This window comes from Furfurilactobacillus entadae (assembly GCF_045862745.1).
Lineage (GTDB): Bacteria > Bacillota > Bacilli > Lactobacillales > Lactobacillaceae > Furfurilactobacillus > Furfurilactobacillus entadae.
The window spans coordinates 113,055-130,155 of record NZ_BQXN01000004.1 but is presented as its reverse complement, the minus strand read 5'-3'; the positions used below and the strand labels follow the sequence as shown (position 1 = coordinate 130,155).

Sequence of the window (17,101 nt, the reverse complement as noted above, 5' to 3'; positions counted from 1 at the left end):
TCCTGAGCCAGGATCAAACTCTCAAATTAATGAGTTAGTTGAACGAACTCTTGTTTTTGTTACTTGGTTATAAAGTGAATTGACTTCACAAGTGTATTGTTTTGAACTTTCGTTCAAAGACCCTACACATTTGATTCGTCGAAACGTTGTTCAGTTTTCAAAGATCTACCACCGTCAGAACAAATTGGTTTGTATCAGACGACTTAATTAGAATACCAATCTTTCCTTGCTATGTCAACAACTAATTTCAATTAATTGTCGGCGAAAATTGAATTGGTATAGCTGTGAAAACAACTTGTTCAAAAGTGATAAGCTGTTTTGACAACGTTATTAAGAATAACAGGTTAGTCGGCTTCGGTCAAGGAAGAATTATCATTTTAACGATTTTCTCATTTGACGGCCAACTGTTCGTCGTCTGCTCCGTTGCATAAGCATTCAGAACCATCACGACGTCTGTTTTCAAACCGGTCAATCAAACAACCGGAATTACATCATACCATGTTAGGGTGTATTTGCAAGGGCTAATAAACGCTTTTCTTAAATCAATTTCACTAACGACCAAAGAAAGAGCCACCCCCCGGCGTAAACACCGGGGGGTGGCTCTTTCTTCATTTCAAAAACTAATCAGTTACATTGTCTTCTGCACGCATTGTTGGGAACAATAAGACATCACGAATTGATGCCGCATCGGTCAGTAGCATGACTAACCGATCGATCCCCACGCCAAGACCACCAGTTGGTGGCATGCCGTACTCCAATGATTCAACGAAGTCTTCATCGATCAACTGCGCTTCGTCATCACCGGCAGCACGTTCTGCGGCCTGTTGTTCAAAACGTTCCCGTTGATCAATTGGATCGTTTAATTCAGAGAAGGCGTTGGCAAATTCATTTCCAACGATGTACAGTTCAAACCGGTCTGTAAACCGGGCGTCATCTTCATTCTTCTTTGCAAGTGGTGAAATCTCCACTGGGTGCCCATAAATAAACGTTGGCTGCACCAATGTGTCCTCGACCTTATCTTCAAAGAACTGGTTAATGATGTGCCCCACTGACCAGAAGTCTTCGTAGTGAATACCATTGTCAGTAGCCAACTGCCGAGCTTCTTCAAGCGTCTTCGGCTCCCAGAAGTCAACACCAGTCTCCGCCTTAATTGCATCCACCATGTGGACCCGCTTGAATGGCTTAGCTAAATCTAGTGTGGTCCCCTGGTACGTTACAACGGCATCAGGTGCAACCGCCTTAGCGGCTGCCTTAAAGATTCCTTCAGTTTCATCCATGACATCATGAAAGTCCCAGTAGGCAACATATGACTCCAGCATGGTAAATTCAGGGTTATGTTTTGTATCCAACCCTTCATTACGGAAGACACGCCCGATTTCGTACACGCGTTCCATCCCACCGACGATCAGCCGCTTCAAGTGTAACTCAAGCGCGATCCGCAGGTACAATTCAATGTTCAGCGCATTATGGTGCGTAATGAATGGCCGGGCAGCAGCACCACCAGGGATGTTATGCAATACAGGCGTTTCCACTTCCTGGAAGTCTAAGCCATCCAAGTAGCGGCGAACGGCCGTAATGATCTTCGTCCGTTGTTGGAACCGTTTAAAGCTGTCATCATTAGCAATCAGGTCCAGATACCGTTGCCGATAAATCTGTTCCTGGTTTGTTAATCCATGGTACTTATCTGGTAATGGCCGTAATGCCTTACTCAAAAACGTCAACTTTTGGGCCCGAACCGTCAGTTCACCCATGTCTGTCTTAATGACGTCTCCGGTAATCCCGATGAAGTCCCCAAGGTCAGACCGTTTGAAGACGTGATACATTTCTTCGCCGACGACATCTTTTCGCACATAGATTTGAATCCGACCACTCCGGTCCTTCAGGTCAGCAAACCCAACCTTACCCTTACCACGTTTTGACATCATCCGCCCAGCAATGGTCACAACGTTCGCCTGTTCTTCCAGGGTCTCTTTGTCTTCATCACCAAACTGTTCACGGATTTGATCTGCTAAATGGGTCCGGTCAAACCGGTGACCAAACGGTTCAACGCCGTCTTCACGCAGTTCCTGCAACTTATCACGACGAACCTTCATCTGGTCGTTCATGCTTGCTTCTTGCTTTGCCAATTTAATCCCTCACTTCTGTCAATTTCTCACATTCACCATTTTACACTAAAACAGTGCCTGTTTAACGAACAACTTCTGAACTTTCCCGTTCACCGCGTTTTGCCAATTGGTCCAAGAACCCGTCAAAGATGTCGATCATCTCCTGTTGGGTCTCGGCATTGTTCAACGCAACTTTTGTCCGAGCAGAGTGTGAAATCCCCTTCAGGTAGTAAGTCGCTTGCCCACGGAATTCGTGAGAGCCAACGTGTTCACCCTTCAAGTCAACCAACCGCTGTAAGTGTTCCTTGGCCGTAGCCACCTTTTCTGCTGCCGTTGGTTCGGGGAGTAAGTCCCCTGTTTCGAGGTAATGAGCCATCTGCCCCAGAACCCACGGATTTCCTTCAGCGGCGCGACCAACCATGGCAGCGTCTGCGCCCACTTCGTCGATCATCTTCTTTGCGTCTTGTGGTGTCTGAACGTCCCCATTTCCCATAAACGGAATGTGGATTTGCTCAGCGACCTGATGAAGTACGTCCCAGTCTGAGTGACCCTCGTAAAATTGGAACCGGGTCCGGCCATGCATCGCTAGCGCGGCAGCACCACCACGTTCTGCGGCAAGTGCGTTTTCAACCGCGTACACATGGTCAGGATCCCAACCAGTCCGCATCTTGACCGTCACCGGCTTTTTAACGGCGTCTGTGACGTAAGAAACCATTTCATAGACCTTGTTAGGATCTAACAGCCACCGTGCACCAGCGTCCGTTTTAACCACCTTGTTTACGGGGCAACCCATGTTAATGTCAATGATATCTGCTTCAGTGTGTTGATCAACATACTGAGCTGCTTGAACCAATGTTTCCTTTGTTCCCCCAAAAATCTGGATGCTCATCGGGTGTTCTACTTCTTCCACCTTCATCATGGACAACGTCTTCTTGTTTTTGTACAGGATGCCACGGTCAGAAATCATTTCACAAACGACTAGGCCGGCACCAAACTCTTTACATATCACCCGAAACGCGGAGTTCGTAACTCCCGCCATCGGTGCGACAACGATCTGATTGGGAATTTCAATTCCGCCAATGTTCCACTTCATGTTTACTCCTCCAATGGGGCGTCTCTTACCAAAACGTTAGGCTTCACGATCAACTAACAGTTGCTTTAAGTCCGCTTCGCTAAACTGATATTTGTTTCCACAGAACCGGCAGACCGCTTCCGCACCATGACCTTCATCGATCATTTCTTGAATGTCGGCAGTTGGTAAACTGACCAAGTCACCGGCAAACTTTTCCTTTGAACAGTTACATTCAAAACTAACGGGAACCCGTTCCAAAATTTTCACCCGGTCCTCGCCAAACAGGTCGTTCAAAATGTCTTCTGGCGTCTTACCATCCCGTAACAGTTGGGAAACCAACGGCATTTCTTTCAACGTTGCTTCCAATTTTGTGATTGCTTCATCGGAAGCACCAGGAAGGACTTGGATCATAAAGCCACCAGCAACGCCAATGGTGTTGTCGTTTTCAACAAACACAGACACCCCAACGGCTGACGGAATTTGTTCGGATTGTGCCAGGTAGTACGTGAAATCATCACCGATCTCACCACTAACAAGGCCAACCTGACCCGTGTACGGTTGGTCTAAACCAAGGTTCTTAGTCACCGACAGGGCCCCGTTTTTACCCACGGCCCCACTAACATCAATGTGCCCCTGTTCGTTCAGTGGCAAATGCACGTGGGGGTTCATAATGTAGCCCTTTACGTGCCCTTGTGCATCCGCGTCCACAACGATCCCCTTGGCCGGGCCATCACCCTGCACCTTGACCGTCATGGTTTCTTGACCCTTCATCAGGGATGTTGCCAACAGGATGGCACCAGTCATGGTCCGTCCTAAGGCCGCAGATGAGGCACTCCACGTGTCGTGGCGCCGTTGCGCTTCCGCCACAACGTTTGTTGTATCCACTGCGTATGCCCGAAAGTTACCGTCATCAATAATACTTTTCACTAAATAATTCGCCATGTCATACTCCTCAAAAATTCTGAAAGCTAGTATACCGCATTTACCGGAAAAACGTTAGCCAAAGCTAACGTTTGCGTCATCATGTAAAGAAAAACACACCGTTTCGACGTAACCGCCAACGGTGTGTTTCGTAAAGACTAATCTTGATGTGAATCAGTTGAATCTGCTGCTTCACTCGCCGAACTAGCAGCGCTAGTTGCTTGGCTCGTTGTGTCAGCGCTTGTCTGACTTGCCGCAGATGTTGCTGGTTCATGTTCAGCAGCCCGCTGTGCTTCACGTTGTTCCAAAGCACTCTTCGCTTGTTCAAAGGTTGCTGCCTGTGGGTCAGCTTCAGGAGCTGCACTTTCAGGCATCTTTCCAGTCTTGAATAAACTTAAGATCTGCTTTTCATCCAACGTTTCGTACTTCAAGAGGGCTTCCGCAATCAACTTGTGTTGTTCACGGTGACTTTGAATAATGTTTTGTGCGTCTGTGTAACCTTCAGCAGTTAAACGACGAACTTCTTCATCAATCAAAGCAGCTGTTTCTTGTGAGTATGGTGGTTGTTGGCCATACTGAGCACCCAAGAATGGTTGGCCATCACTTTCCAGTGAAACCATGCCCAGTTTGTCACTCATCCCGTACTGCGTCACCATTGAACGGGCAATTTGTGTTGCCTGTTCAAAGTCATTTGAAGCACCAGATGATTCTGAATCAAAGATGATCTGTTCAGCAGCACGACCACCCATTAACCCGGCAATCTGTTCCTTCGCATCCTTCTTACTCATCAGCATCTGGTCTTCACGTGGCAACATGATGGCGTAACCGCCGGCACGACCACGAGGCACAATGGTTACTTTGTGGACCACCCGGGCGTCGTTAAGCACAAGCCCAACGATGGTATGCCCAGCTTCATGGTACGCCACGGTTTGCCGTTCATGATCAGAAATAACCCGATCATGCTTGGCAGGCCCGGCAATAACCCGGTCTTCCGCTTCATCTAAGTCGGCAGCGTCAATTTGCGTCTTCCCACGACGAGCAGCTAATAATGCGGCTTCATTCAACAGGTTCGCTAAATCAGCACCCACAAACCCAGGTGTTTGCTTGGCAATTTCCTTAAGGTCAACACTGGCAGCCAATGGCTTGCCTTCTGCATGAACCTTCAAAATTGCTTCACGGCCCTTAACGTCAGGACGACCCACAAGGATCTTCCGGTCAAACCGGCCTGGACGTAACAGGGCTGGGTCAAGGACATCAGACCGGTTAGTTGCGGCCATCACGATGACCCCTTCGTTTCCAGTAAATCCATCCATTTCAACCAGCAACTGGTTCAGTGTTTGTTCACGTTCATCGTGACCACCACCCATGCCAGTGCCACGTTGACGACCAACGGCATCAATTTCATCAATGAAGATAATTGATGGTGCACTCTTCTTGGCTTGATCGAACAAGTCACGAACCCGGCTAGCCCCAACCCCGACGAACATTTCGACGAAATCAGACCCAGACATGGAGAAGAATGGTACGCCAGCTTCACCAGCAACTGCCTTGGCAAGTAATGTCTTACCAGTACCTGGCGGGCCCTCGAGCAGAACACCGGCTGGAATGTGTGCGCCCAGCGTCGTGAACTTCTGCGGATCCTTTAAGAATTCAACAACTTCAACCAGTTCCTGCTTTTCTTCTTCTTCACCGGCCACGTCGCTAAAACGAACGGTGTTGGTCTTAGGATCTGCAGGCTTTGCTTTAGATTTCCCAAAGCTCGTGACACCGCCACGACCGCCGCCACCTTGACCAGCTTGGCCCATCATCATGTAGAAGAAGAAGATGATTAGAACAACTGGCAGGATCAAACTAATTAAGTTGATCCAGAAGCCACTTGATTCTTCTGCCTTTGTGTCCATCTTGACGCTGTGCTTGCTAGCTGCGTCAGTGATTTGCTTCACGCTGGCATCATTTTCCAGAACAGAAGTGGTAAAACTCTTCACCTTTGTGGATTGGCTTCCGCCTAGTCCTAGTGAAGAATTTCCTGTACTGGAGGCCTTTTGAGCAGTCCGGTAGTCCCCGGTGATCTTATAGACCCCACCGGATGGCTGAACCTGGAAGCTCTTGACCTTGTTTTGATTTAATTCCTGGACAAATTCGCTCGAGCGAATGTTTTGGGTCTGTGAGCCCGTGTTATTGCCAAAGAAGAAATACAAGATTCCCATAAATGACAAAAAGATCACGATCCAGAACAAACTGTTACGAACCGGCCCGTTACGGCGTGTGTTCATACAGTGCCTCCTGACAGTGTATTTCATTTCTTCATCCCATTAAAACGGGATAAAGCGGGGTTACCCCCTGCTAATGAATCATATAATAGCACAATTGACCTATCTTGACCAAACAAAAATGACGCCCACAACGGATTTTTTCAATCGCCCAGTAAAACGGGCGTGAAACCCGTTACAGTAACGCACCAATTTTCTGATTGCTCAGGCCGTGACTGCCTACTTGTCCTCTTCGTAAACGGACGGTTTTAACACCCCAACATACGGAAGGTTTCGATAAAACTCCTTGTAATCAAGCCCATAGCCCACCACAAATTCCTTTGGGAGTTGGAAACCAACGTAATCCGCCTTAGCAGGGACAACCCGGCCTTCTGGTTTATCAAGCAGCGTGCAGACTTTGATGTCCTTTGCGTGTCGCTTCTTTAACAGGTCGATCAAGTATTGTAGGGTCCGGCCCGTGTCGATAATGTCTTCCATGATGATGATATTTCGATCTGTCACATCAACGCTTAGATCATGGATCAGCTCAATTTCACCGGCAGAAGCAACCCCACCGTGATAACTTGAAACATCAACAAAGTCCATCTCTGCCATGATGTCCATTTCACGCATGACATCCACCGTCCATAAAATGGCACCCTTTAACACGGACACCATGATCGGCTTTTTATCCCGATAGTCCTCGGTTAGTTGCATTCCCAACCGGTGGGCTGCTTCTTTGATTTCTTCCGCACTGTACAACGTTTTTTCAATATCGTTATCCATACTCTACTCCTTGCATTGGTTTTAAACATAGTTCAATGACCTGACCGGACACGGCGGTTGCCGCCACTTTACGTCCAACCAACCATAACGGTGTTCCGGTTACTGTCGTCACCAGCAATTGCTGTGAGCGCTCTGCCGTCGCGACCTTTTGGTTGATCATAATCCGCCGAACACTTTGGTGACCGCCGTTTGCCAAGGCAAGCCGATCATCCCCTCGTGCTGGCCGAATAATTAACGGCCAGTCAGTTGGTGAAACTCGGACATGAACGCTTCGAAACGCCGGCCACATTGTGACGGTTTGCTCAGCTGACCACGCACCGATAGCACCCACTTCTGTCACTGACTGCCATTTGTTCAATGGTACCATAGTTTGTTGGTCTGGTAGCGTTTGAGCACGGATTTTTTGAGGACCAGATTCCCGTTTAACAAACATAATTTGATCGTAATGACGCTGCAATTGCCACCCGCGACCTAAATCAATGGTTGCTTGGGGGCGCATCGTCGGCAAGTTAACTGCAAGTCGCCGCCACACACTTGCACTAACAGAGACCTCTGGTGCACATTCACTAAACGCTGTTTTCAGTAATAAACTGGTCGGGAGTGCGTCACTCATCAACGCTTGTAAGCTCCCGTTAGCATGACTGACGACTTCATGGGCCTGTTTTCCCATAACCGCCATCATTTCTGCTAAGTCTGCTGCGTTCGCCACAAGGTCGTCATCAAACCGCGGATTTTCTGCCCGGAGCTGTGGCAGCACCTGGTGTCTCGTTCGGTTACGTAGAACCGTCAGCGACATGTTCGTTTCATCCTCAAAGCTCATCACCTGGTGATCATCCGCATACGCGCGAATGGCGGCTTTGCTGATTCCTAACAATGGCCGCACTAATCGTCCGGGGCCAAACGGGCGCTGCCACGCGATTCCAAGTGGTTCGGTAAAACTTCGGCCTTCGATCACCCGCATCATGATTGTTTCGGCCTGTTCATCCTGCTGGTGTGCGGTCATCAACACCGTTGCCCCATACTTTCTCATCACCCGCTCAAAAAAATCATAGCGAAACGCCCGTGCCGCTGCTTCGACACCCATTTGTGGGTGGTCTTCTTTGGGCCAGCTGGTCACCACTAACGGCACATCCGTTGACGCCAGCTGTGCCCGCAAACTAGCCTCTTCAACGTCGCTTTGAGCCCGCAATTGATGGTTAACATGTGCAACCACAAGCGTCGGGCGCTCACTTTTTGGAAGGTGGCGGAGCACATCCAGTAACACCATCGAGTCCACGCCCGTCGAGACCGCCACGACAACCGTGTCACTTGCCTGCCATAATCCGTGCATTTGGTTAGCTGCCCGGAGTTGCTGTCTAACTTCGTTCATGTTCGTTACCAGGTTCCACCTTTCTTTGGATTATAAAACGCCTGCCGCTCCTTAATTAGATAGAAGTGACAGGCGCTTTTAGTTCAATTTAACTTCGCCGGCCACCACGACCGCCACGTTTTCCTTCAGTATTATGCTTAATGGTCGCTAACCGTTGTTCACTATCCTTTAAGAAACTTGCCATCATCCCATCAAAACTGTTATCAACAGCATGGGGTTTCCGACCTGCGCCACGGTTGCTGCTTCTGTGTTCAGCCCGCGGTTCACGGTTCACTTCATGATGGTCATTGCTATGCCCATGGTGTTCACGTGCACTTGGTGCCGTCGCATTGTCAGCGGCTTGCTTGATGGATAAAGCAATTTTGCCATTTTCAATCGATAGCACTTTAACCGTAACTTCATCGCCCACGGTGAGTACATCGTGAATGTCCTTAACGTATTCATTGGAGACCTGGCTAATGTGAACTAAACCACTCTGGTGCTCGCCTAGATCAATGAACGCACCAAACCCAGTAATGCCTGTCACCTTACCCGAAACTTTGCTACCGATTGCCACTGCCATAAAAAGATTTATCCTCCTGAAGATTGCGTTGTTAACGCTTTAAAACATCATGATTGTACCATAAAACAGCCGCGGGCACCGCCCACGGCTGTTAATTGCTTAATTCTTTACTTCGCATCTGTCGGTAAATTATAAACGGTTTCCCCGTCTTTCGTGTACAGATATTTATCGCGAATTAATTTTTCTAAATAATCATCATTATTCAACTGACCCACCTGTTGGTTCAGCTTCGAATTTTTCTGCTTCGCCGTCTGCAACTGGGTGGTTGCTTGTGCGTTTTCGTGGTTCAGCTTCTTTAAGCTGGCCACATTCCGACCGTACGCCCAAAAACATAACACCATGGCCACAGCAAATGCCAGCAAAATCCGCCACATCCGCCCGCGGCGCCGTCGTGATAACTGTGCCTGCGTTTGGTTATGCGCAACTTCACTTGCCCGAAGCCGCTTCACATAATCATTATTCAGTTGATGAATCGAATGCTCATCTTGCATGCTATTTACACCTCAACTAGACGGGTCCGCAACTTTTGATAATCAACGTTATCCATTTAATGATTTCACCTAAAGTATAACAACGTCAATTTTAGATGTAAATGTCAAATACGTTACAGCTGTAAGGATTAACACTCTTTTAATGCGAACGTATTTTCGCATTTCAATCACTAATTATTTAGATCTTGATTCCGATAATCCTTAGCGTAGTCTTCCGAAACGATTTTATACATCTTTTCGGCATCCTCTTTTTTGGTCGTCTCTAACAGCTGCAAGACCTGAACCGTCAACGTTTTGTTCCCAAATGAAATAACAAGTTCATCGTTAACGTTCACGTTGCTGGATGATTTTCCCTTTGTCCCGTTAATGGTGATTCGGCCCTGGTCAGCAATTTCTTTGGCAACTGGCCGGCGTTTAATAATCCGTGAAATTTTTAAAAATTTATCTAATCGCATTTTATTATCCTCATTTTCACTTAATGAACTGATGGCCACTTCATCTTGGCCACCACTTTTAGTAACGTCTTACCACCTGGAAGCGTCAGCCACTCACGCGGCGTAAACAACCGGGTCCACAATGCGGCGCCAATGAACACGGCTACGCCGACACAGACACCGCCAGTTGTCACCACGACTGCTGCACCACGGCCCAGTCCCAACCACAACTGGATCTGTGTGCTGGCGGCCACGGCGCCAATGGCCATTAACGTCGTCACAAACCCAAGTTTACGGATAAACATTCCCCGCGTCAGGGCTTCTCGCATCGCTTCCGGACTTCCTAGCCACAATACACCTAACATGACGGCAAGGCTGACCACCGTTATGAAACTGGCCCCGTTGATGCCCCAGCGAACGACCGCACCGTAGTTTAATAGCCCCTTTACCGCCACCCCGCTGACCAACGCAACTAACGATAAGCGGTACTGGTTCATACTCTGCAAAATGCTGTTGTAGGTGCTGATCAAACTTGCAAACACGATGCTCAAACAGTAGATTGCCAACGCTAAACTCCCCGTTGAACTTCCAAATAAAACGTGGTTGATACTGGGCATCAACACCACAAGTCCTGCCGTCGCAGCCACTGATAATGCAAAGCTGACGTGAATCAGCATCGTCAACGTGGCTTGCACGGTGTGGGCCCGCCGGTTGGCAATGGCAGCGCTGAGTGTCGGCAATAACGTTGCCGAAAAACTGGTGGCCACGACCAACCCCAACTGAATTAAGGGTTGGGCCCGGTCGTAGACCCCCTTTAGTGACTTCGCATCATCTTGCGAGAGCCCCATGGTCACAAGGCCCCGTTTGACGGTGAATGAGTCCACCAACTGTAACAAAATGACCACGGCGGCAAACAGACAAATCGTGCCCCCCTCGCGCCACAGTCGTTTAACTAAAATCGGCCAATCGTAGGCCTGAGAAACGGCAACGGTCGGTGCTGAAAAGAGTTCTTGGTAGAACACCGCAAAAACAGCAACGGCAACCACAGCACCGAACAAAGCCCCACTCATTGCCCATGCACCCATTTTGTAAACGGGCCATGCGTGATGAGCAGCCCACCACGCCACCGCCACAATGATGGCGACCCGGACGACCTGCTCTAACACCTGAGAAATTGCGGTTGGTCGCATATCGAATTGCCCCTGGGCGAACCCCCGACCGACCGCCAGAAACGGCATGAACAGGTCCATGCCTGCCACAACTTGAATTAACGGGGTAAGGCCGCTATCACCCATTGCCCGGGCAATCAACTGAGCCCCGCCAAACAAACCAACGAACAACAGCACGCTGACGACAGCAAGGATCACAAAAATTCGTTTGGCCACCGTTTGTTGTTTTGCCCGATCGTCAATTTCCGCAATGAGCTTTGAAATAAAGACAGGCAACCCACTGAGCGCAAACGTCATCGCAATTCCATACAGCGGGTAAACCTGCTGATAAACATAAAATCCGGTGTTTCCGACCAAGTTTTGTAGTGGGATTCGGTAAACAGCACTCAGCACCTTAGCCACAAGTGCCGCCACAGACATCATTAACGCGCCGTTAATGAGCCCCCGTCGTTGACTTCCTTTTGGGCGCTGGGGCTTTGTGTTCATGGTTACTCCTTTCGACCCGTTTCTGTTGTGGCCATTGATGCATCCACAACCTGATCAGCTAACGCCGCCACAAAAGCGGACAGATCTGTTAACCAATCGGTCTCGGTCATTTTTGGCTGAATCACCAATTTGACCACCATTTTACCAGCGTTCGTTCCCACTGTCGCCCGTAACTTTGTTTTTGATAACGCCTTAAAGATTTCTTCACCGGAAAATTGCGCTGTCCCCTGCGTTGACAAGGTGACGCTGATAATGTCATCCTCACGCCGGATCTTGCTGACCAAGGCGGCATCCGCACTCATCTTCAAGTGCCCCACTGCCAATAAATTAGCCACTTCACGTGGGTAGTCACCGAACCGATCTAAGAGATCCTCGTCGACCTCAACGTACTGATCTTCATTTTCCAGCTCCCGAAGCCGTTTGTAAATTTCGATTTTTTGCCGTTGATCCTGAATGTAGGTCTCTGGCAAGTATGCTTCAACGCCCAGTTCCATTTCAGCATCAGACCGCACTTGAACCGTTTGTCCCCGCTTCTTAGCCACCGCTTGGGACAGCATCTGGGTGTATAGATCGTACCCCACAGAATCAATGAAACCGTGCTGTTGTTGCCCGAGCAGGTTCCCGGCACCACGAATGGACAGGTCCCGCATGGCGATCTTGAAGCCAGATCCTAACTCTGTAAAGTCACGAATGGCCTCCAACCGTTTCTCACTTTCTTCGGTCAGCACCTTGTTTGGCTGGTACGTAAAGTACGCGTATGCCACCCGGTTGCTTCGGCCAATTCGGCCCCGGAGTTGGTACAACTGGGAAAGACCCATGTGATCCGCATTTTCCACAAACAGGGTGTTGACATTGGGAATGTCGACCCCGGTTTCAATAATGGTCGTCGTTACCAGCACGTCGTATTCACCACGAATGAAATCGTAGAGAATAGTCTCTAACTGACTTTCTCCCATCTTACCGTGAATGTATCCGACACGCGCATCTGGAACCAGTTCACGAATCTGATCGACCACGTGTTCAATGTCATCCACCCGGTTGTGCAGATAAAAGACCTGACCACCGCGCGCCATTTCCCGTGCGATGCCGTCTTGTAAGGCTACCGGACTTGCTTCCATAACGTACGTTTGGATTGGATACCGGTTTGCTGGTGGCGTTTCGATCACCGACAGGTCCCGGACACCGATCATGGACATGTTCAACGTCCGTGGAATCGGTGTCGCCGTTAGTGTCAACACGTCAACGGATTCACGCATCTGCTTGATTCGTTCCTTATGTTTGACCCCAAACCGTTGTTCCTCATCGACCATCAGTAAGCCAAGGTCTTTAAACTCAACGTCTTTCGATAGCAGGCGGTGTGTCCCAACCACAATGTCAATTTCACCGGACTTTAACCCCGCGACCGTTTCCTTCACTTGTGCCGGTGTATCAAACCGGGATAAAATCCCGATCTTAACCGGAAAGCCCTCAAACCGGGCCGTCATCGTGTCGTAATGTTGCTGGGCCAAAATCGTGGTTGGCACTAGAAAGGCCACCTGCTTTTGGTCTTCAATGGCCTTAAATGCTGCGCGTAACGCCACTTCCGTTTTCCCAAACCCAACGTCACCCACTAACAGCCGGTCCATTGGCTTCGCCTTTTCCATGTCATGCTTAATTTCGTCCACACTGCGTAACTGATCCGGTGTTTCGACGTATGGAAAGGCCCCCTCAAACTCAGCTTGATAGCTATCATCCTTCGGGAACGCGTGACCCGTCTGGGATTCACGGGCAGCGTACAGTTCTACCAGTTCGTCAGCGATGTCTTCAATTCGTTTTTCAACGTTACGTTTGGTCTTCGCCCATTCGGTCCCGCCAAGTTTGTTGACCTTCGGCTTTTTATCCTCCGAGGACACATACTTTTGAATCAAGTTCAGCTGAGTCACCGGAATAAAGATCTTCGCGTTGTTTTGGTAATCAATCGTGATGTAGTCCTGGTGCACGCCATCCACTTCCATGGTCTGCATGCCTTCAAACCGACCGATCCCATGATTGACGTGGACCACAAAGTCGCCGGGTTTCAACTCCGTATAACTCCGCAGCCGTTCAGCATTAGCCAGTGTTTGCCGCCGGGCGCGCTTTTTGGTCACCTTCGCAAACATTTCTGCTTCAGTGATGACCACCAGTTTTCCGCTCGGCAGTTCAAACCCGTTTTGCAACGTGGCCGGAACGACCTGCACCGTGCCAGCCGTTAAATTCGTGACCTTATCCAAACCAGCCTGAATTTCAAAATCATGCAGGGTATCATTAACCTTACTGATCCGTTCTTCGTTGTTGACCATAATCACAACGGTTTGATCCTGCTTTTGCCACCGATCAACCTCCGTTTTCAATACGGGCAGTTGGCCAAAGAACTTCTGCATGTCTCGGACAGCAACGTTTGTCAGCTGATTAAACCGAACGTTTCCCATGCCCTTTTGGAACAGTGAAAAGAACAGTTGTGGTTGCTTGATGGCCCGCACCACATCACGAAAATCATGGCCAAACGTTTGCTCAGCCAGCATTTCGTTGGTTCGCAACCGATCAGTCACCCACCCAGCTTCATCTTCGTTGATTCGCCGATCAGTCTCTAACAACCTGGTGTAATCATCGATCAACACCAGCCCATCAGAATCAAGGTAATCAATCAAACCAGCCGCTTCTTGATAAAAGTGGCTGGCATACAAACTTAGTTCTGGTGTTGCACTGGGGGTGGCATCCGCCGCTGTCAGTGCGTCAAAGTGTGCCATAAAACTGGCCCGATCGTCCCCCGTCAGTGTTTCTGCCTGCGCCTTGACCAGTGCGCCTAACCGCGCTTTTCCGGCAGCCAGTTCGTCATCGGACACCACAAATTCTGTTGCAGGCAACACGCTCACGGATTCAATCGTTTCCAGGCTCCGTTGGTTTTCTGGATCAAACGTCCGGATGGAATCAACTTCTGTATCAAAAAAGTCGATCCGGACGGGATAATCAGCATTCAGCGGGTAAACGTCCATAATGGACCCCCGCACAGCATAGTCACCAGGCCGCGCCACAAGTTGTTCGTGGGCATACCCCATTTCATGCAGCTTGTTTTGGAGCGCCTTCATGTCGTAATCCTGCCCACTTGCAATGGTCACCGTGGCCGCCTTAAAGACTGCTGGTTGCGGTAAGTAACGCCGTAACCCAGCCAGGTCACTAACCACAATAACGGGCTGGTCCCCTTGCAAGGCATGGAGTGCAGCCACCCGATCAGCCCGGGATTCTGGGGAACTCGTTGCAATTTCCGTCGCAAGCATTTCTTCTGCTGGGAAATTAAAGACTTGCTCATCCGGGAGTAAGTTTTCTAAGTCATCAACAACCTGGCCGGCGTGAAACGCGGTGTCCGTCACAATCAGTAACGATTGCTGTAGTTCCGCAAACATCGTACTGACTAATAACGTTCGTGCGGAGCCAGCAATCCCGGCAATTAACTGACGACTTAAATTTGTTCCGGCAATAATCTGTTGATACTCTGGTGTTTGCCGAATAAAATCCTGTAATTCCATAAAAACCCTTTCGTTGAAAACGGCCGGCATCACTGCCGACCTCCCGCCGTCTGACACGGATAGTGCCAAGCAGCTAGTTAAATTCGTTCATCACTTCATCAAACTTTGTCCCGTCAAGCCACCGTTCGATGGCGCCCTGAGCGTCATCCATTCCAGCACGAATCCCCTCTTTTTGGGTGGCCGCAAAATGGCCGAGGACATAGTCGACAACGCTCATTTTGCTAGGGTGATCAATGCCGACCCGAACCCGTTTGAATGCAGGTGTGCCCACGTAAGCAATAATGCTCTTGATCCCATTATGTCCACCAGCTGACCCCTTTTGACGGAGCCGAATCTTTCCCACGGGGAGGTCCATATCGTCATGAATGATGACGACATCTTCCAAGGCCACGTTATAATAATCCATCAGTGGCCGAACAGCCCGCCCAGAATCGTTCATGTACGTCGTGGGTTTAACCAACAAAACCTTTTCGCCATTGATGAGGGCGGAGCCAACCAGTGCTTCTTGCTTGGCACGTTTAAACCGAACACCATATTCTTCTGCAATTTGATCCACAACCATAAACCCTACGTTGTGACGTGTCCGGTCATACTCTGGACCAATGTTTCCCAAACCAACAATCATCTTCATGCCAAGCATCCTCACTTTGTCGTTTTTAACCAATGCAAAAGTGCTGGACAGTCCGAATTAACGGATCGCCCAGCGAGTACGCATTGACGTGGTGGAAATTTGTCAACACCACGCAACTGTTATGTCCTATTGATAGCGTCCATTATAGCACAACGCCCGGTATGGAACACTTTTGGACGGCTTAACATTCAGCCGTTAACGCTATATTTATCATTGGTTCCTATGCTATAATGAGCACGGTTCGAAAAACTAACAAATCTTTTATTTGAAAGGATGATTATTTTGGCTGCAAATCATCAAAAAGTTGTACTTGTCGGTGACGGTGCGGTTGGTTCAAGTTATGCCTTTGCAATGGCACAACAAGGATTGGCTGAAGAATTCGTTATCGTCGACGTCTTAAAAGACCGGACTGAAGGGGACGCCTTGGACTTAGAGGACACCCTCGCATGGTTATCACCAAAGAAGATCTACTCTGGTGAATACTCAGACGCTAGCGATGCCGACTTAGTTGTCATCACTGCCGGTGCACCACAAAAGCCTGGTGAAACCCGTCTTGACTTAGTTAACAAGAACTTGAAGATCTTATCAACCATTGTTAAGCCAATCGTTGACTCTGGTTTCAACGGCATCTTTATCGTTGCTGCTAACCCAGTGGACATCTTGACTTACGCAACGTGGAAGTTCTCTGGCTTCGACAAGAGCCGTGTCATCGGTTCAGGAACTTCACTTGATACTTCACGGTTACGTGTTGCTTTGGGTAAGAAGTTTAACGTTGATGCCCGCGACGTGAACGCCTTCATCATGGGTGAACACGGGGACTCAGAATTCGCCAACTACGACGAAGCTACTATCGGTGGCAAGCCATTGTTGAAGATTGCTGAAGAAGCCGGCGTTACTCGTGACGACTTAGCAACCATCGAAGACCAAACACGGAACAAAGCTTACGAAATCATCAACCGCAAGGGCGCAACGTTCTACGGCGTTGCCACTGCCTTGATGCGGATTTCTGCCGCTGTTCTGCGTGACCAAAACTCTGTTCTGCCAATCGGTGCACCACTTGATGGTGAATACGGCTTGACAGATACGTTCATCGGCACACCAGCCGTTGTTAACGGCAAGGGGATTGACCACGTCATCGAAGTGCCATTATCAGCTGATGAAATGGCTAAGATGCAAAAGTCAGCCGCAACCTTAAAAGAAGTTCGTGAAAACGGCTTTAAGGAAACTGGCCTTTAATCATTTTGTTTAATCAAAACGGCGTTACACTCAATTAATTGGGTGTAA

Annotated in this window: 13 protein-coding genes and 1 rRNA gene (1 of these 14 running past the window's edge); 1 reads left to right on the top strand and 13 read right to left on the bottom strand. The window is 49.0% G+C overall.

Annotated features, from left to right (window positions below):
• The 13 genes from ACKTR5_RS03295 to pth form a co-directional block, all read right to left on the bottom strand.
• Positions 1–29 (bottom strand): 16S ribosomal RNA (locus ACKTR5_RS03295); its annotated part reaches 212 nt to the left of the window's first position; the annotation flags it as partial.
• Positions 30–620: 591 nt separating this feature from the next.
• Positions 621–2,105, bottom strand: coding sequence for a lysine--tRNA ligase (gene lysS, locus ACKTR5_RS03290; RefSeq protein ID WP_407879160.1), 1,485 nt, complete (start codon positions 2,103–2,105; stop codon positions 621–623).
• 82 nt (positions 2,106–2,187) lie between these two features.
• Positions 2,188–3,198 (bottom strand): tRNA dihydrouridine synthase DusB, encoded by a 1,011-nt coding sequence (dusB, locus tag ACKTR5_RS03285; RefSeq protein WP_407879154.1) that lies wholly within the window; start codon positions 3,196–3,198, stop codon positions 2,188–2,190.
• Positions 3,199–3,234: 36 nt separating this feature from the next.
• The gene (hslO, locus tag ACKTR5_RS03280) at positions 3,235–4,119 is read right to left on the bottom strand and encodes an Hsp33 family molecular chaperone HslO (protein ID WP_407879153.1); all 885 of its coding nucleotides are present in this window, start codon (positions 4,117–4,119) and stop codon (positions 3,235–3,237) included.
• Positions 4,120–4,256: 137 nt separating this feature from the next.
• A complete protein-coding gene (gene ftsH, locus ACKTR5_RS03275) occupies positions 4,257–6,371 on the bottom strand; it encodes an ATP-dependent zinc metalloprotease FtsH (RefSeq protein ID WP_407879152.1) in 2,115 nt (704 codons plus the stop codon).
• Between the two features lie 216 nt (positions 6,372–6,587).
• Positions 6,588–7,133, bottom strand: coding sequence for a hypoxanthine phosphoribosyltransferase (gene hpt / locus ACKTR5_RS03270; protein ID WP_407879150.1), 546 nt, complete (start codon positions 7,131–7,133; stop codon positions 6,588–6,590).
• Positions 7,126–8,502, bottom strand: coding sequence for a tRNA lysidine(34) synthetase TilS (tilS, locus tag ACKTR5_RS03265; protein WP_407879149.1), 1,377 nt, complete (start codon positions 8,500–8,502; stop codon positions 7,126–7,128). The genes hpt and tilS overlap by 8 nt, the downstream gene beginning before the upstream one ends.
• 88 nt (positions 8,503–8,590) lie before the next feature.
• Complete coding sequence (locus tag ACKTR5_RS03260; RefSeq protein ID WP_407879147.1) at positions 8,591–9,064, bottom strand: S1 domain-containing RNA-binding protein; 474 nt, start codon at positions 9,062–9,064, stop codon at positions 8,591–8,593.
• A gap of 107 nt (positions 9,065–9,171) precedes the next feature.
• Positions 9,172–9,555 carry an FtsB family cell division protein gene (locus ACKTR5_RS03255; RefSeq protein ID WP_407879145.1) on the bottom strand — a complete coding sequence of 128 codons (384 nt, stop codon included), beginning with the start codon at positions 9,553–9,555 and terminating at the stop codon, positions 9,172–9,174.
• 170 nt (positions 9,556–9,725) lie between these two features.
• Entirely contained in the window at positions 9,726–10,010 is a 285-nt protein-coding gene (locus tag ACKTR5_RS03250) for an RNA-binding S4 domain-containing protein (RefSeq protein ID WP_407879143.1), read from the bottom strand.
• 20 nt (positions 10,011–10,030) lie between these two features.
• On the bottom strand, positions 10,031–11,644 hold the full coding sequence (locus tag ACKTR5_RS03245) for a putative polysaccharide biosynthesis protein (RefSeq protein WP_407879141.1): 1,614 nt from the start codon (positions 11,642–11,644) through the stop codon (positions 10,031–10,033).
• 2 nt (positions 11,645–11,646) lie between these two features.
• On the bottom strand, positions 11,647–15,186 hold the full coding sequence (gene mfd / locus ACKTR5_RS03240; RefSeq protein ID WP_407879139.1) for a transcription-repair coupling factor: 3,540 nt from the start codon (positions 15,184–15,186) through the stop codon (positions 11,647–11,649).
• A gap of 73 nt (positions 15,187–15,259) precedes the next feature.
• Positions 15,260–15,817, bottom strand: a complete 558-nt coding sequence (gene pth, locus ACKTR5_RS03235; protein ID WP_407879137.1) for an aminoacyl-tRNA hydrolase — start codon at positions 15,815–15,817, stop codon at positions 15,260–15,262.
• A 273-nt stretch (positions 15,818–16,090) separates the two neighbouring features.
• On the opposite strand from pth, the gene ACKTR5_RS03230 reads away from it, so the two are divergent.
• On the top strand, positions 16,091–17,053 hold the full coding sequence (locus tag ACKTR5_RS03230; protein WP_407879135.1) for an L-lactate dehydrogenase: 963 nt from the start codon (positions 16,091–16,093) through the stop codon (positions 17,051–17,053).
• Positions 17,054–17,101 lie beyond the last annotated feature (48 nt).

Bases quoted from the DNA above. Each gene is read 5' to 3' on its own strand.
- lysS (WP_407879160.1), bottom strand. From the start codon at position 2,105: ATGAACGACCAGATGAAGGTTCGTCGTGATAAGTTGCAGGAACTGCGT.
- dusB (WP_407879154.1), bottom strand. From the start codon at position 3,198: ATGAAGTGGAACATTGGCGGAATTGAAATTCCCAATCAGATCGTTGTC.
- hslO (WP_407879153.1), bottom strand. From the start codon at position 4,119: ATGGCGAATTATTTAGTGAAAAGTATTATTGATGACGGTAACTTTCGG.
- ftsH (WP_407879152.1), bottom strand. From the start codon at position 6,371: ATGAACACACGCCGTAACGGGCCGGTTCGTAACAGTTTGTTCTGGATC.
- hpt (WP_407879150.1), bottom strand. From the start codon at position 7,133: ATGGATAACGATATTGAAAAAACGTTGTACAGTGCGGAAGAAATCAAA.
- tilS (WP_407879149.1), bottom strand. From the start codon at position 8,502: ATGAACGAAGTTAGACAGCAACTCCGGGCAGCTAACCAAATGCACGGA.
- ACKTR5_RS03260 (WP_407879147.1), bottom strand. From the start codon at position 9,064: ATGGCAGTGGCAATCGGTAGCAAAGTTTCGGGTAAGGTGACAGGCATT.
- ACKTR5_RS03255 (WP_407879145.1), bottom strand. From the start codon at position 9,555: ATGCAAGATGAGCATTCGATTCATCAACTGAATAATGATTATGTGAAG.
- ACKTR5_RS03250 (WP_407879143.1), bottom strand. From the start codon at position 10,010: ATGCGATTAGATAAATTTTTAAAAATTTCACGGATTATTAAACGCCGG.
- ACKTR5_RS03245 (WP_407879141.1), bottom strand. From the start codon at position 11,644: ATGAACACAAAGCCCCAGCGCCCAAAAGGAAGTCAACGACGGGGGCTC.
- mfd (WP_407879139.1), bottom strand. From the start codon at position 15,186: ATGGAATTACAGGATTTTATTCGGCAAACACCAGAGTATCAACAGATT.
- pth (WP_407879137.1), bottom strand. From the start codon at position 15,817: ATGAAGATGATTGTTGGTTTGGGAAACATTGGTCCAGAGTATGACCGG.
- ACKTR5_RS03230 (WP_407879135.1), top strand. From the start codon at position 16,091: ATGATTATTTTGGCTGCAAATCATCAAAAAGTTGTACTTGTCGGTGAC.